12 protein-coding genes and 1 pseudogene are annotated in these 16203 nt (G+C 59.5%); 8 read left to right on the plus strand and 5 right to left on the minus strand.

Annotation, left to right across the window (positions count from 1 at the left end):
* Positions 1–53: 53 nt before the first annotated feature.
* The 3 genes from HMPREF3048_RS04275 to HMPREF3048_RS04285 all read right to left on the minus strand — a co-directional run bounded on the left by HMPREF3048_RS04275 (position 54) and on the right by HMPREF3048_RS04285 (position 2318).
* On the minus strand, positions 54–383 hold the full coding sequence (locus tag HMPREF3048_RS04275; RefSeq protein ID WP_070422684.1) for a transcriptional regulator: 330 nt from the start codon (positions 381–383) through the stop codon (positions 54–56).
* Entirely contained in the window at positions 376–780 is a 405-nt protein-coding gene (locus tag HMPREF3048_RS04280) for a hypothetical protein (protein ID WP_070422685.1), read from the minus strand. Before HMPREF3048_RS04280 ends, HMPREF3048_RS04275 begins: the two co-directional genes overlap by 8 nt.
* Before the next feature lie 461 nt (positions 781–1241).
* The gene (locus HMPREF3048_RS04285) at positions 1242–2318 is read right to left on the minus strand and encodes a glutathione S-transferase family protein (protein WP_070422686.1); all 1077 of its coding nucleotides are present in this window, start codon (positions 2316–2318) and stop codon (positions 1242–1244) included.
* Between the two features lie 780 nt (positions 2319–3098).
* On the opposite strand from HMPREF3048_RS04285, the gene HMPREF3048_RS04295 reads away from it, so the two are divergent.
* Genes HMPREF3048_RS04295 through HMPREF3048_RS04305 form a run of 3 tightly spaced genes read left to right on the plus strand, consistent with a single transcriptional unit; the run spans position 3099 to position 6912 of the window.
* Entirely contained in the window at positions 3099–3404 is a 306-nt protein-coding gene (locus HMPREF3048_RS04295; protein WP_070569688.1) for a hypothetical protein, read from the plus strand.
* Positions 3405–3409: 5 nt separating this feature from the next.
* Positions 3410–5179, plus strand: a complete 1770-nt coding sequence (locus tag HMPREF3048_RS04300) for an ABC transporter ATP-binding protein (protein WP_246818843.1) — start codon at positions 3410–3412, stop codon at positions 5177–5179.
* Positions 5176–6912 carry an ABC transporter ATP-binding protein gene (locus tag HMPREF3048_RS04305; RefSeq protein ID WP_070771295.1) on the plus strand — a complete coding sequence of 579 codons (1737 nt, stop codon included), beginning with the start codon at positions 5176–5178 and terminating at the stop codon, positions 6910–6912. The genes HMPREF3048_RS04300 and HMPREF3048_RS04305 overlap by 4 nt, the downstream gene beginning before the upstream one ends.
* Before the next feature lie 5 nt (positions 6913–6917).
* On the opposite strand, the pseudogene HMPREF3048_RS04310 reads toward HMPREF3048_RS04305, so the two are convergent.
* Together HMPREF3048_RS04310 and HMPREF3048_RS12505 are read right to left on the minus strand one after the other, a co-directional pair.
* Positions 6918–7607: pseudogene (locus HMPREF3048_RS04310) on the minus strand (hypothetical protein).
* Between the two features lie 3 nt (positions 7608–7610).
* Positions 7611–7802 (minus strand): hypothetical protein, encoded by a 192-nt coding sequence (locus HMPREF3048_RS12505; protein ID WP_244268691.1) that lies wholly within the window; start codon positions 7800–7802, stop codon positions 7611–7613.
* 166 nt (positions 7803–7968) lie between these two features.
* Here HMPREF3048_RS12505 and HMPREF3048_RS04315 point away from each other — a divergent pair, with 166 nt between their 5' ends.
* The 5 genes from HMPREF3048_RS04315 (at position 7969) to HMPREF3048_RS04335 (ending at position 16002) form a co-directional block, all read left to right on the plus strand.
* Positions 7969–8769 carry a YwiC-like family protein gene (locus HMPREF3048_RS04315; RefSeq protein WP_371326163.1) on the plus strand — a complete coding sequence of 267 codons (801 nt, stop codon included), beginning with the start codon at positions 7969–7971 and terminating at the stop codon, positions 8767–8769.
* A gap of 74 nt (positions 8770–8843) precedes the next feature.
* Positions 8844–9077: a hypothetical protein gene (locus HMPREF3048_RS04320; RefSeq protein ID WP_141743406.1), complete on the plus strand. Its 234-nt coding sequence runs from the start codon at positions 8844–8846 to the stop codon at positions 9075–9077.
* A gap of 184 nt (positions 9078–9261) precedes the next feature.
* Positions 9262–11262 (plus strand): type I restriction-modification system subunit M, encoded by a 2001-nt coding sequence (locus HMPREF3048_RS04325; protein WP_070771296.1) that lies wholly within the window; start codon positions 9262–9264, stop codon positions 11260–11262.
* Positions 11263–11443: 181 nt separating this feature from the next.
* Entirely contained in the window at positions 11444–12463 is a 1020-nt protein-coding gene (locus HMPREF3048_RS04330) for a restriction endonuclease subunit S (RefSeq protein ID WP_083316731.1), read from the plus strand.
* A 2-nt stretch (positions 12464–12465) separates the two neighbouring features.
* Positions 12466–16002, plus strand: coding sequence for a type I restriction endonuclease subunit R (locus HMPREF3048_RS04335; protein ID WP_070771298.1), 3537 nt, complete (start codon positions 12466–12468; stop codon positions 16000–16002).
* Positions 16003–16203 lie beyond the last annotated feature (201 nt).

Raw genomic sequence — 16203 nt, forward strand, 5'->3', positions numbered from 1 at the left:
ATACCGAGCCGAAAGCACAAACGGCTACACCACTTCACGGGACTTGACCCAATCTATGAGCCCTCTGTCATGGCTTTAAGCGCCGCAACGTGCTGTGCATAGGCTTCTGTTCCAGTCTGGGTCAACGCGACCCAGACGGCGTCTTTCGCGCGCGTGGAGCCATATTCGCGGGTGCGGCTGATATAGCCGCTGTCCTCAAGATGTTTCAACTGCTTGGAAAGCGTATCGGCAGGAAGCTCGGTGAGCTCTGCAAGCACGGCGTATTTCATCTGCCTGCCGCCGGTTGCGCCTGAATGGAACAGCGTGGCACAAATTTTAAGCCGATTGATGGGGTGGATGACCGGATCCAGCTTTGCTGGGCGTGGTGAAGGATCCTTAGACATTGACGCCCTTTACGGCGGCGTTGCGGTTCTCATACAACATCCATGCCGTCGCCGTAGAAACAACGACGCCGCAGACAATCATCCACGGCCAAGTATCAGGCGTCGGCACGGTGGAGAACATCATGGCACCTGGCAGCAGTACTCGTGACCAGGTGGCGCGATCATTACTCGGCCCCATATTGGGATTGACCCGAACGAAGGGGTTCGCAATCTTATCTTTGAGGAGATAGCCCAGAACGAACGTCGGTACAAGAACCGCGAGGCCGTACCACCATGACAGCTTGAATAGCGCGATACCGCCGCCGGCGCCAAGCGCCACTATCGCCACCGCCCACCAGCTCTGCGTCCACGTGGTGCGCTTTTGAACGTCGTGAATGATCTTAAGGTCGTCGCTCATCGTTCTTCTCCCTAACGTCAACTTCACTGGCTTGCAATTAAGGCAAGTGTAATACTTGCCTTAATTGCAAGTCTAATGCTTGCCAAGTGTGCAAGTGAAAGACTGTGCATAGTGGGGATACAGCTACGCATGGGGTCTAACGGGGCTGGTGGTCTGCTACTGTGACATCTGGCCGACTTTTATTGACTGAGGCTCCACGGCCTTACATCGCCCATCGGGTAGTGCCTTTGCTGGTTGTTCCATTGCGTTTGGTATCACCGCCGCAGTAGCAGCGTGGTCGGTTCTTTGGCATTGAGCCACCACACCACCGCCTACTACCACAGACTGGCAGCCACACCGGGGATTCACCGTGTTGAGGCCAGATATATGCTCCCAAAGCATATATTTCACGCTACCCTACAGGTCAGAACCTAAAAATCCCCGATCCCAGACACACTTTCTGGCCCTTACCCCCAGAAGACCTACTCCAGCCCGAAGAGCTCCCGTTGGAAATCCGTGGGGTTCTTCAGCTTCTCGGATTCGGGCAGTGGGCCGGGGAGGGTGGTGCCTGCGGCGAAGGGGGAGCCCGGGAGATGGTCGCGGCCGTGGGGTTGGGTGAGGCCGGAAAGGTCGGGCCCGGAGGGGACGATCCGGGTGGGGTTCACTTCGCGGTGGACGATGTAGTAGTGCTGTTTGATCTCCGTGAAGTCGGTGGTGTCGCCGAAGCCGGGGGTTTGAAACAGCTCGCGGAGGTAGCCGTAGACGTTTGGGAGTTCGGTGATCTTGTTGCGGTTTGTCTTGAAGTGGCCGTGGTAGACGGCATCGAAGCGGATGAGGGTGGTGTAGGCGCGGATGTCGGTCTCTGTGATGTGTTCACCCATGATGAAGCGGTGGTTGGCTAGGCGGTCTTCGAGCCAGTCGAGGACCTCAAACACGTCGTCGTAGGCTTCTTCGTAGGCGTCTTGGGAGGCTGAGAATCCGGCGCGGTACACGCCGTTGTTGAACTTGCGGAAGAGGAAGTCGTTGATCGCCTCCGCCTCTTCGCGCAGCTCTTCCGGTGGCAGCAGGTTCGGGGCGCCGGGGCGGTGGTAGGCGGTCCACTCGGTTTGGAAGTCGCGGACCATGGAGTTGTAATCGTTCGTCACCACCTTGCCGCTTGCTTCTTCCACGATTGTCGGCACGGTGATGCCGCGCGGGTAGTCGGGAAAGCGTGCGAAGTATGCATCCTGCAGGCGGGGGATCTGTAGCACGGGGTCCACGCCGCCCGGATCCAAGTCGAAGGTCCAGGAGCGCTTGTCGTGAGTCGGGCCAGCCAGGCCCAAGGAGATCACATCTTCCAGCCCCATCAGGCGCCGCACGATGACAGCGCGATGCGCCCATGGGCAGGCACGTGCGGCGATGAGACGGTAGCGGTGCGGCTGCACGGGCCAGTGCGAAGCTTCATTGCTTATCGACGACACAATGCGGTCACCGATATAGTTCGTATCCCGCTTGAACTCGCCGTCTGTTGAGGCGTTCTGGGCATCGCCTGCCCAGTCCTTCTGTGCGTCTGTAGTCATCGTGTCCTCCCTTATCGCGTGAAAAGTTTGTGACACGTCAACTATAGGCTGTTTCTGATCATGAGCGAGGGGGGATGTGCTGTTGCAAGAGGATGAGCAGTGTGACGGAAAGCCCGGAGACAGGCCCAGAGACAGGCCCAGAGACAAGGCAATACAAAGCCTTCGGATGGCGCGAATCCTGGGCCTTCATCGCGGTCATGGTGTTTCTCTCCCTAGCTGGCTTCTTTATGGTCGATGGCGGTGAAAGGGCGCTGGAACCCCTTGACCGAGCGCCGGATCCATAGCCGTGCCATTTTGGGACACGCCCGCACCTTCGGTTTCGGGCCATTACCAGAGCGCTTATCCGGAGAAGCCTTCTGCTCCCACTCCAGCGGGGTAGTGATCGTCCCCTGAGTACGGGGATTCCCCGGATTTACAGGCTGATTCACCGAGAAGATTGTTAAAAACGCCTGCGGATTCTTGCGCCCATCCTGAGTCTTCGTCCACGCGTCACTCAATGGTGTGCTGGTTTTGCGCGATCTCGGTTTCAGCAATGTCTATCAAACGCACGAGACGGGGCTTGAGTCGCATGCGAGGTTAGGCTAACCTAACGTAATAATGGTTATTATCTTCTGAGAGGGCAACACAGTGCCGCTTGTGACTGATGAACCCACCACAGCGACCAATGAGTCGACGAGTCGGCCGAGAGGGGGCGGCACCGCCGACGACGGCCCGCGAACCCGATCACCTAACCTGAAACCGCCGCGTGGACGCGGCCCACACACCCGGAGACAGAACCAGATGAAGTCGATTGCCCAGATCGTCCAGAACAACCTCAGACTCCTCGCGGCCTACGAGGACAAGGTCCAGCCGAGGTTCCTCAGCCGCTATGCGCGTGAACCGATGGACGCCGCCGTCGAAGGGCTCGGGGCCGGACGGAATTCCACGTCGCCGACGTCCTCGCGCCGCTCGGCAGGGTCGCCGGGCAGCGAGGTCGAGGACCTCGCCGAAGCCAACGGGTTGAAGCTGGGCGGAGCCTCACACGTCGGCATGGTGTACTTCCGCACTCTCACGAAGAAAAGCGCGATCGGGGAGGCGGGCAAGTGAGCGCTGTGGACGGGACCGTAGGCCCGTGGTCGCTGCTCGCCCCGATTCGGACCCGGATGCGGGCGGTGGTCGCGTTATCTGTCCTGTCGTCGGTGGCTACCGTCGCTTCGCTGGTCGGCATCATCGACATCGCGATGACGTACCCGGAGGCCCCGGAGCATCGGACGTGGTTGGCCGTGGCTGTCATCGTCGTCGCCGCAACGGTGCGCATGGCCGCAGACGGCGCCGCCGGCATGCTCTCGCACCGGGCGGATAACGACCTGCAGCTCCACCTCCGGCGCCGGCTGGTCGCCCAAATCCGGAAGTTACCGCTGGGCTGGCTGGACGCCCGGCGCTCGTCGGGAATCATCGAGTCGGTTGAGAAGGACGTCGCGGCTGTCCACCAGCTCATGGGCCACACCGTCGGTGAGACCGTGGTGGCGGTGCTGGTTCCCCTGCTTTCCCTCATCGCGCTCGTCGTGGTGGATTGGCGGATCGCGGTGGTGGCGGTCGTCCCGGTGCTGGTCACCTTCGCCCTGATGGGCGTGATGATTTCGCGCGGAGCCGCTCTTCAGCGCGACTACGAGCGAGCCTCCGAAGGAGTGACGGCCGCGGTCATCGAGCTGGTGCGCGGTATCCCGGTGATGAAGTCCTTCGGGCGCGCTAACCAGGGCGCGGGTCGCTACGATGCCGCGGCGTTGTCGTTCGTCCGCGCGTGGTCCGCCTGGTCCCGGCAGTCGAACATCTATCTCGGGCTCATCGACGTGGTGACGTCCCCGACCACAGTTCTCGCAGTGGTGTGCGGGGCCGGCCTCGCTCTGAGGGACGCCGCGGGCGGCATACCGGAGGGTCTCGTCGCCGGGCTGGTTCTCAGCCTTGGACTCTCCGCGGCGATCGTGCGGGTGGCCATGAACTCCGAACCCATCATCGCGGGGATCGCTGCCCTGAAGTCCATCGCGGAGGTACTGAGCACGCCGCCGATCGCCGAGCCCGCCGATCCGGTGCCCGCGCGCGGAGGCGCGCTCGAGGTCCGGAACCTGGTCTTCTCCTACGGCGATGGGCCGCGGGTCCTCGACGGGATGTCCGCGACGTTCGAACCAGGGACCCTCACTGCGCTGGTGGGGTCCTCCGGTTCCGGAAAGTCCACCGTCGCCCGGCTGTTGGCGCGTTTCCACGACCCTGCTGAAGGCTCGGTGCTGCTGGGCGGCGTCGATCTTCGCGACATCGCCGTGCGCGACGTGCACCGCTCGGTGTCGGTGGTGTTCCAAGATCCGCAGTTGTTCACGCTGCCGTTGCGGGAGAACATCCGGCTGGCCAGGAGAGACGCCACCGACGACGAAATCATGGCGGCCGCGAAGCTCGCGAACCTCGATGCGGTCATCGCGGCGCTGCCGAAGCGCCTGGATTCGGTGGTCAACGTCGACGTGACCTTTTCCGGTGGTGAGGCGCAGCGCGTAGCCATCGCGAGGTCGATCGTCACGGACGCGCCGGTGCTCATCTTCGACGAGGCAACCGCTTACGCGGATCCGGCTTCCGAGGCCCTCATCCAGTCCGCAATCGAGCGTTTGGCCCGTTCGCGGACGGTGATTGTGATCGCGCACAGGTTGAGCACGATCCGCAACGCCGACCGCATCCTCGTTCTCGATGGGGGAGCGGTCGCGGAGGCGGGTACCCACGACGAGTTGCTTGCGCGCGGTGGCCGCTACCGGGATTTGTGGCGCGCGTTCACGCTCGACGACGAACCATCCGCCCCGCGGGGTACTGAATCAGACGATGAAAAGGTGGGGAACCGATGATTCGAGACTTGTGGTCGATGACGGATCGGCGCTCGAGAATGACGCTGGTGTGGCTCATTGCGTTGGCCACGCTTGCCGCGCTGGCCCAGGGAGCGGCGTTCGTCGCGCTGCTGCCGCTGCTGTCGGCTCTGGCCGAGGGAGATGATGCGACGGCGTGGCGTTTCACCGGCGTCATCGCCGGCCTCGCGGCCGCCCATGCGGTGCTGTCCCTCGCCGCGGGGACAGTTGGCAGGGCGAATTCCGCAGCGGTGCTTTCGTCCCTGCTGCGTTCCCTGGGCGAACGCGTGCTGACGTTGCCACTCGGGTACGTCACCAAGTCCACGGCCGGCCGCTTTTCGGAGATGGCGTCGTCGGGTATCGCGTTCGCGGCGTCCGTGCCGCACGTGATCCTGCGGCCCGTCATCGCCGCGGTGGTTACGCCGACCGTCATCGCCTTCGGAATTCTGGCGGTGGATTGGCGCGTCGGTTTGGTTCTTGTCGCGTCGGCGCCGGTGCTCTTCTTCGCCTACCGGGCCATTGGCCGGGTCGGCGGGGAGTCGGACGAAGCGCATGCTGAGGCCGTCGCTGCCGTCTCCAGCAGGCTGATCGAGTTCACCCGCGGCCAGCAGGCGATTCGCGCCGCGGGCGACGGTTCGGCGGCGGACGCGATGGTGGATGAGGCTATCCAGGCCCAGCACGATGCGTTCGCGAAGGCGACGTCGACGCAGGGGGCGGCCATCGGACGGTTGGGTTCGGTCGTCCATGCGGTGTTCACGGCGGCGGTGATCGTCGCCGTGGCAGTCGCCGCGACGGGCGGGATGGCGCCGGCGCATTTGGCGCCGATGCTCATCGTGCTCGTCCAGTTCACCGGACCGATCACCACGGCGGGAGCGTTGTCCGGCGGTTTCGGTGCGGGCCGCAACACGTTGGCTGCGTTGCGTGACCTGCGGGCAATCCCCGCCCTTCCTGAACCTGCCGCACCGGAGCTGCCCGACGGGCATGACGTGGAGTTCCGCGGTGTGAGCTTCGGGTACGGAGATAAGAAGGTTCTCGACGACGTCAGCTTCCGTGCACCTCAGGGAGCGCTGGTTGCCGTAGTGGGACCGTCGGGGTCGGGCAAGACGACGGTCATGCGGCTGCTGTCGCGTTTTCACGATCCGGACTCGGGGGAGATCCTCATCGGCGGGGTGCCCTTGCCTCGGATCGGCACCGACGGCGTGAACTCGCTGGTGACCCCGGTGTTCCAGGAGACGTTCCTTTTCGACGCGTCCGTGCGGGACAACGTGGTCTTCGCCGACCCCGGATTCGGTTCCAGGCCCGGTGACGGGGACCGCTTGCGCGAGGCCGCCCGGCGTTCCGGGGTGGACCGCATCGTGGAGCTGCTGCCTTCCGGGTGGGATACCCCAGTGGGGGAAGAGGGGACGCTGCTGTCGGGAGGTGAGCGGCAGCGCCTCGCCATCGCCCGGGCGCTTCTGAAGGATTCCCCGGTGGTGCTTCTCGACGAGCCGACGTCCTCGCTGGATGCGGCCACTGAGCGGGCGATCGTCGGCACGATTGAGGCGTTGCGCGGCGATCACACTGTGATCGTCGTCGCCCATCGCCTGCACACCATCCGCGATGCCGACCTCATCGTCGTGCTTTCGGAGGACGGGACGGTCGCAGAACGGGGCACGCACGATGAATTGCTGGCGAAGGGCGGCCGCTATGCCGAGTCGTGGACCACCACGACGACGGCATCGGAGAAGCGCGGATAGCTAGTTCATCTCGCACCAGATTGGCTTAGTTCCCAGGAGCCAAAGCGCACCGCGCAGACACCCCAGTGGAGGAGCAAGAGCACGAGGAGCGCCAAGGAAAGTGCGTGCCAGCCTTCGTCCCAAGCACCCAAGCACAGAGTGCCCACGGGGAAGGTAGAGCCCCACCAACCAGGGCCGTAGGGCGCCCAGTGGAGGACAGCCTCGTAGAAGCAGTACATGGCATAGAGGACACACGGTACGGCGAGGGTGAACATGATGAGGCCGTACAGGTGAGTGTCGAAAAGCAATGTCGATGCTGCCGTCGACTGGCCGACAACACCGAGGGGAATCCACGCTGTACCCGCGGCTGCGCCACGTGGGCGCGTGCGGGATCAGTAGCAGTAGAGGAAGAGCGGGATCGCGGTGAAGAACGTGAGGAAGAAGCACAGCTCACCCGCGTAGTGATAAAACTCGCCGTGATGGGTGGCCAGCTGCCCGGCGGATGTCGCGGCGACCATCGGGGACACCAGCGCCAAGCCCCACGGGAACGCAGGCTCGGTGTAGTGAGCGGACTGCTTCCACAAACCCCAGAGTTGCCACAAGCACACGATGATGGCCAGTGGCGCGCCGATCCACCAGCTGATCAGCTGGAACGCATCGTTGCCCGTGAGTGCCGTCCACGCCGAGCCGCACGCGAGCAGCCCCATCGCGTACATGCCTCACGCCGCCATGTTCTGGCGCCGCGGCGGCTCATTGCGCACGCCGACCGTGAACACAACAAGGAGCCCCGCCGCGATGAGCGCAAAAACTACCTGGGCTACATGAAATCCATGTAACTCAGTCAAACTCGACGCAATCGAGGTTCCCATTAAAGCGCCGGCCCAAGCGGGACCGAACTTTGGCAACGTCATAGGACTAACGCTAGGCCTGCCACCTCGTCTCATCCACTTTGGGTCGGGGCTTTGTGGTTTTTAGGACGCGAATGGCCTGAAGCGCGCGACGGTGCCGGGTGCTTCGAATCGACGGAAAAGACCACGCCAATTGCCCATCACAGATTCGCATCAGTAGGGTGAAAACATGTCGAAGAGCCAGGCGCAGCGTAGCGTGTCGCGCAACCCCCGCACACGCCGACGCTCACCCGGTTGGGTGCCCGACCAACACGGCGCCTGGTTTATGGTCACTGTCCCCGCTATCACCGGCGTCATTCTGGCGCCGTCGTGGACTGCGATTCCTCTGTTGCTGACCTGGTGGCTCGGCTATTTCACCTTTTTCGCCGGCAGCGTCTGGATCCGTTCGCGCTTCCGTGAACGCAACCGGCCCCCGGTCTTGGTCTACGGGTCGCTCGCGGCGGTCGCGGGTGTGACAACGCTGATCTTCGACTGGCGGCTTCTCATGTGGGTCCCGGCGTTCGCACCGTTGGTGGCCATAGCCGTATTCGAGGCATGGAAGCGGCGTCCGAGGTCGCTGTTGTCGGGTGTTTCCACTGTCGTAGCAGCCTGCCTCATCCTGCCGGTGGCCGCCTGGGCCGGGGGAGGCCTGGATGTGGAGGCGTGGGCCGCATTTGCCGTGTACCTGGCGTACTTCGTCGGCACTGTGCCCTACGTGAAGACGCTCATCCGTGAACGCGGCTCCAGGCCCTGGTTCATCGGGTCGGTGAGCTATCACGTCGTCGTGCTTGTCGCTGCCGTCGTCGCCGTGCTCGTAACCGGCGGGCATCCTTTCCACCCAGCGATCATCGTCGTGGCCGTCGTGTTGCTCGCGCGGGCGACGCTGATGCCGATCACCGGCGCACGTCGTGAGAAGCCATGGACGCCGAAGATCGTCGGACTTCTGGACGCTGCCATCACAGTGCTGGTGGTCATCGTTGTGCTGCTCTAAGGCGCCTCATTCGCTGCCTCGTCACTTTGGCTGATTGAGATACAGCCCATGGCTTCCGCCGTATGATGTGGTGCATGAACTGCCGGAATGTCCGTATCAACTCCGTCGCGGCGCTTATCCTGAGCCTGTTAGGGGCGGCGTTCTTTGCAGTAGGGCGGATTCTGTTTGGGGTGGGCGGATGGCTCGTGTTCTACTCCGTTCCAGCAGGGGTGATCGCCGCACTTGCGCTTCTTGCTTTGTGGTTTATCCCCGTACGCCACGTGAAGGACGACTACCCGTGCCTAGTCAAAGCCTGCCTTAATTTGTGATTTGCAGGAAGGTAAAGAGAAATGTGTTCACGCGTACAACGGGGGAGCGTGCAGGGGTTTGTTTGGCTAGCGGTACTGCGCTGCAAACCTCCCGCTCGTGCGGTGAAACACCAATATTTGTTGCCTGAAAATGAGTGATTCCTGTGGGACAATCAGGCGTCTACAGATTCATAAGGAAGCAACGATGACTGACACCTCAGAGATCCTCGATTCGATCACGCCGAAGCAAACTGCCAAGGTCAACAGCCTCAATGCTGTCATTTGGCAGACCGCAGATGATTACCTGCGGCTGATTGTCCCGGCCGAGAATTACGGTGACTACATCATTCCGTTCACGGTGCTGCGCCGTCTCGAGGGGCGACTGGAATCGACGAAGAAAGACGTTTTGGATCTTGTTCACCGGGAGAACGTGAAGGGAACAGACCCTTCGATCGTGAACCTCATGATCGAGAGCATGTTCAAGCTTCGCTTTTGGAACACCTCGGAGTTGTCTCTCGAGCGCCTGGCTACTTCCGACGACACGTTGAAGGAAGGACTGGAGCAGTACCTCAGGGCGTTCTCTGCAAATATCCAAGAGATCTGGAAAGCGTTCGAGTTTGAGAAACTCATCGACTTCCTCGACCGTAATAACCAACTCTGGAATGTGGTGAACCACTTTGCGTCCATCGACATGTCCGACGAGGCGCTTCAAGACCAGACGATGGGCGACATCTTCGAGAACCTGATGTATCGCTCGTTTGCCCGAAAGGCGAAAGACGCCGGTGAGTTCTATACCCCGCGCGATGCGATTCGCCTGATGACGTCCATCCTGTTCACCTCGGATGACGCGGAACTGGAAGAAGACGGCATTATCCGTTCCGTCTATGACCCCACTGCTGGTACCTGCGGCATGCTCATCGCTGCGCGTGACGCGCTGCGCGCAATCAACCCAGGTATTGAGATCGTCATTGCAGGACAAGAGCTCAAGGAATCTTCCTTCGCTATGGGCAAGTCTGACCTGCTCATGCAGGGGTTCAAGAATCCAGAAGTGTTGAAGTTTGGCAACTCTCTGACCAACGATCAGTTCGCCGATGAAACCTTTGACTACATCATGGCGAACCCGCCGTACGGCTCTTCCTGGAAGGCGTTCCAGAAAGACGTCAAAGCGCTCCAGGAGCAGGGCGATCCACGTTTCGCGGAGGGGCTACCCGCAGTTAGCGACGGACAGATGCTGTTCTTGATGCACATCGCCCACAAACTCGCTGCCGCTGATGGGGCAACGAAGGGTGGACGCGCCGCCGTAGTTACTAACGGCTCGCCACTGTTTACCGGAGATGCGGAAAGCGGTCCGGACAGCATCCGCAAGTACTTGATCGGTGCACAAGGCGGCGTTGAAGTGCTGGACGCGATCATCGCGCTGCCGAATGACATGTTCTACAACACTGGCATTGCTACCTACATCTGGATTCTTGACAGGAACAAGGAACCGCGTCGCCGAGGCAAGATCCAGTTCATCGACGCGACCGAGATGTGTGCTCCCATGCATAAATCGATGGGTAATAAACGCGTCGAGTTCACGGACGACAACATCCGCGAGATCACGAAGACCTACAAGGACTTCGAGGAGAGCGAGCGCTCCATCATCGTGACAGCTGACGAACTTACTTACCGCGATGTGCCGATGTTCAAGTTGGCGCACTATGCGGTGAGCATCACCGATGAAACCGTGGCAGAAGCGATGAAGCACAAGTCTGCATTCCCAGAACATGAAGCCGTCATCCGCGAAATGGAAGAGTGTGAGTACAACAACCTCCCGAAGGCGCTGAAAGATTCCGCCAAGACGCATGGTGTGAAGATGAGTGCGCCGTTGCTTCGCCACATTATGAAAGCACTCGCTGTGGAAGATGAGAATGCTCCCGCTTCCCTCGACGAGAAGGGAAACCCGGTTGTAGATGCTTCCTCCAAGGTGATCGAGCGCGTGCCTTACTTAGAGGACGTGTCCGAGCACATGGAGCGCGAAGTGCTCCCATTCGTCCCGGATATGCAGTGGGACGAATCTTTGGCAAAGGTGGGAACGGAGTTGCCGTTGACGCGCCTGTTCTACAAGCCGGAAGAGTCCCGATCCTTGGAAGAGTTGGATGCGGATATCGCTGGCTCCCTGGATCGCATCTATGCCATGTTCGGGGAGGTGCGTTCCGATGACTGAGTTCCCACAAACTAAACTGGGATTGTTTGCCGTCTACATTGGCAGGGGCATTACTCCCGTGTAAACCGATGATGAGAATGAACAGGTGGTTCTAAATCAGAAGTGTGTGAGAGACGGGAACTTAATCGATCCCAAATTTGCTAGGTTCCATAGCGCGACAACTACTCCTGTCTCTAACGATATGTACTTAAAGCCTGGAGATCTACTCATTAATGCTCTCGGCTCGGGAACTATTGGTCGCTCTGCAGTTTTTAGGGGATCTTCCACCCCGGTTGTATGCGATAGTCACATCGCGCTAGTGCGCCTTGACCCAGATCGAATCGACCCGATTTTTGCGAGTTGGATTCTACAAACCAAGAGAAAAGAACTTGAGGATTTTAGCGCAGGAAGCACCAACCAAACTTTTTTAACCCAGTCGTCGATCAGTAACTTAATGATTCCCCTCCCTGACCTCGAAACCCAGCGCCGTATCGCTGACTATCTCGATAAGGAGATTAGCGAGATAGACGCGCTGATCGAAGAGTTTGAGGGACTAGTCAATTCACTCGGTGTTAGAAAGCGTCTCTTGATTGACAGCATTTTTGATCAGAATGTGCCTAGACTTGCACTAAAATTTTTAGCCGACTTCGTCCCAGGATTTGCTTTTCCCTCGACGTCGTTCACTGATGATCCGAATTGCACTTTCCTTTTTCGAGGTGTGAACCTCAAGCCTGGCATTATCGATCCAACAGACTCACTGTATTTCGATGGGTCGATAGAAGTTCCTGAGCGTTTCGTTCTTCGGGAAGGTGATGTCGTACTAGGGATGGATCGACCATTCATCAAGTCAGGTGTGCGTGTCGCTACTATCCCGCAGGAATTTGAGGGAAGTTACCTCGTGCAACGAGTTTTAAAGATTGAGGGGCGTACAGACGCTTATACCCGCTTGTTCACGTATGCTCTAAGTTCATCCCGTTTCATAGATCACATCACACCAGATTTTACTGGTATCAGCGTGCCCCATTTAAGCGCTGATCAGGTCGGTAGTTTTTCTGTTCCGTTGCTTAGCGAGAGCGAAGCACAGCGAGTCGTGGATCGTTTGGACAGTGAATTCGAAAATACCAGTTTCCTCATCGAGGAATCCACCAAACTCATCGAAAACCTCAAAGCACGCAAAACTGCGCTGATCACTGAAGTCGTAACGGGGCGGAAAGAGGTCTAATCATGGTGAACCCGATTCTTGAAGAAGCGATGGAACTGACCATCTGCCGTTCTCTCAACAGCCAAGGTTGGATCTGGAACGAGGGCGCCAACGACAAGGGCTTCGACCCCGAACTTGGACTCTTCCCGGAGGACGTACTCCACTGGCTAAAGTCCCAGTATCCGGAGCAATACGAGCGGGCGATTCCTGAGTCTGCGAACGATACAGAGCGAAAGTCTCGCGAGCACCGGCTGCTGAAGCGTCTGACCAAGGAACTCGACTACACGCCGATTCTTGATGGCATCACCAAGAAAGTCAACGGCGGACTACTGGGCACGTTGCGAGATGGGTTCTCGTTTACACAGACAGACCTTGGCACCGTGAACTTCCCGGACATGGCGGGCTTCTACCCGTATGACTCGGCGAAGACGGATGTGATCGACAAGGCGAAGGAAAACCGCCTACGCGTGCTGCAGCAAGTCCACTTTGAAAAAGGTGGCCTAGGCGAGATTGACCTTGTGCTGCTGGTCAACGGCATTCCCGTCATCACCATGGAACTCAAGACTGACAACACGCAGTCTATTGACGATGCTGTCAAGCAGTACAAGCACGACCGCAAGCCGAATCGCTCCAGCCGCCCGCTGCTCAACCCCGGCCGCTGTCTCGTCCACTTCGCGGTGTCCTCGCGTGAAGTCATGATGACCACGGAACTCAACGGCACCGATACTGTCTTCCTTCCGTTCAACCAGGGAACCGAGGAAGGCCGCGCTGGCAACCCAGACAACCCCAACGGGTACAACGTTTCCTACCTGTGGGACTGGGTGTGCTCACCAGATCTGCTGCTGCGCATCCTGAAGGATTACGCACTGTGGGAGCCGTCTACGAAGGGCAACGAGGGGCGTCTGATCTTCCCGCGCTTCCACCAATTGCGCTCTGTTGAACGCGTCACCAGCGATGTTGCAACCAACGGCACCGGTCGGCGGTACTTGATCCAGCACTCTGCGGGTTCCGGCAAGACGAAAACGATTGCGTGGTTGGCGCACCGTGCCAACAAGATGATCCATGAAGACGGTACGAAACTTTTCGATTGCGTAATCGTCGTTACGGATCGCACCGTGCTGGATAAGAACGTCGCGGATGGACTCTCGCTGCTGCAGGCTTCTGAAGGCATGGTCATCAACATCACTAGCGATGACACGTCCAAGTCCGAGAAACTCAACCACTATCTCACCCAGGGCAAGCGCATTTTGTCCTGTACGCTGCAGACCTTCCCGGCACTGGCGCAAACGATTGACCGTTCGCCGAAACTGCGGAACCGCCGCTGGCTCGTGATTATCGACGAAGCGCACTCGTCCCAACACGGCAAGGCATCGCGCACGCTGCTCGAGACATTGTCGGATACTCCCGACGAGCTTGCGGAAGCGGCAACGCGAGCGGCTGCGGATATTGAAGACGAAGAGATGCTCGATGGTGGGGCAGCGCTCAGCGAGCCTGCCGGTTCGACTCAATCTGGCGGGCTCACGCGTGCCGAAAAGGACCGTCTGCAGCAGCAGCGAGATTCGGCAGTCGCCCGCTCGTCGAACGTCACCCTCGTTGCGCTGACCGCAACGCCCAAGGCAAAGACTCTTGCTGTGTTTGGCGAGCCGTCCCCGGACAACCCAGAGAAGTACGTGGCATTTGACCTGTACTCCATGGCGCAGGCAATCGATGAGAACTTCATCCTGGACGTGCTCCAGAACTACATCTCACTGTCGCTCTACGCCAAGATCGAAGATCAACTTGGCCGCGAAGACGACGTCATTCTTGGCGAGGCAAAATCCGCACTCAAGCACTTCGTTCGGTCCCACGAGAAGACGATTCACTCCAAGGCAGAAGTGGCCGTTGAGCACTTCAACAACAACGTGCGTTTCCTGCTCGGATCGACCGCGAAAGCAATGGTCGTTTGCGACGACCGCATGAGCGCATACACCTGGTTCCGGGCGGTTCAGGACGTGATCAAGTCCAACCCGAAGTACCACGGGCTCGAAGCACTGGTGGCGTTCTCTGGTTCGCTCGACGTGTCCAAGGATGAGGACATCGAGGAGATCGTTACGGAATCCTCCCTCAACAACGAGAACGCACCTGAGGGCCAGCGTCGCATGGAAACGACGAAAATGTTCGACGGTGCTGCGTACAAGTTCCTCATCGTGGCCAACAAGTATCAGACCGGCTTTGATGAACCTCGCCTGTCAGCGATGTACGTGGATAAGCCTCTGTCCGGCGTGATGGCGGTGCAGACGCTCTCGCGTCTGAACAGGACGATGCCGTCGAAGAATAAGACCAAGACCTTCGTCGTCGACTTCGTCAATGACCCCGAAACGATTCTTCACTCATTCCAGCCGTACTACTCGCAGGCGTCTATTGACACCGAGGTAGACCCCGACGTACTTGCAGATCTTGCTCGCGTACTGGACACCTCCCAGTTCTACGACGTCGAGGAGATGGAAGCGATCGCCGACACGGTGATGGACCGGGACATTGACGTAAAAAAGAAAGACAGCCTGATCCGAATCGGGATCGATCCAATCATTACCCGGTGGACCGAGTTCTACGGAGGTGCTTTGATCTCCAGGGACAAAGACAACGAAGCAGTGGCCACAGATTTCCGTGCGAACCTGGTGAAGTACGTTCACGCGTGGGACTTCTTGAGCCAGTTCATCGACTTCCAAGACATCACTCTGCACAAGCGTGCGATCTTCGCCGACCTGCTCGCGCGCAACCTCAAGCTTGGCAAGAAAGCACGCGAGGAGGACTACGTCACCGGCGTCGAGGTAGTGAAGACCGCGGTCATGGGTGACGTTGAAACAGGCGTTGAGCTGAAACTCAACATCGAGGATTCGCGGGCACCTCTCCCTGTTCCAGGGTTTGATGGACGTGTCTCTACCGGTGGGGCAGGGGATCCACTGCAAGGTGCATTCCGCGAAGCAGTGGAGCAGGTCAACGAGCTGTTCTCCGCTGCAGGCATCGACATGTCCAACTCGGCGAATACCCGCATGGTTCATGCCGTGTGGGAGGCGTTGGCTAACGACGAAGAAGTGGAAGCCCTTGCCACCAAGAACCCGCAGGAGGCGTTGGCAAAGTCACCGAAACTTCGCGACAAAGTGCTTTCCGCAATCTTGGGTGCCGATGCTGAGCACGAGCAGTTCACTAACCTCATGCTCGGTGGCGAAGACGCGCTGAACGTTCTCACCGCAGCAATGTCTCGTCTTGCCGTTGCTGCGATGGAGGACAAGGCGCGCGGGATCGCAGTGCCGGACGACGCGCTCATCGGTGGTGCGGAAGAACCCCAGGACGAGTCGCCGGTTGAACGTCGTATCCAGGACCTTCTCGATGTAATGCTCATGCACGCTGGTGCTTCTACTGTTGAGGAAGAACTCGCCCGCTCACTCGATGACGCACTTTCGAACCGTGGAACCTCCAACGTGTTCGAGGTGGTTCGCTCACAGTTCGTCGGACACTCGCTGCCAGTGGACGGTGATCTGTACCAAGGCGTCGTGATGTACGCGGTGGAGCACTACTGAGGGGCAAGGACGGGGCCGATATCTTCTGAAAAGAAAACTGACTAGGCCAACTCCAGAGGAACATGTCCTACTTGGTGTCCGTTTGGGTCGAGGAGCCACCCATAGACCTTTTCCATGCGGTAAGCGATCTCGTAGCTAACAATTTCAGCTGCGGGCGCTTCGCGCTCGGTCAAGTCCCGTGAAGTGGTGTAGCCGTTTGTG

The sequence above is a fragment of the Corynebacterium sp. HMSC075D04 genome, assembly GCF_001815635.1.
Taxonomy (GTDB): domain Bacteria; phylum Actinomycetota; class Actinomycetes; order Mycobacteriales; family Mycobacteriaceae; genus Corynebacterium; species Corynebacterium coyleae.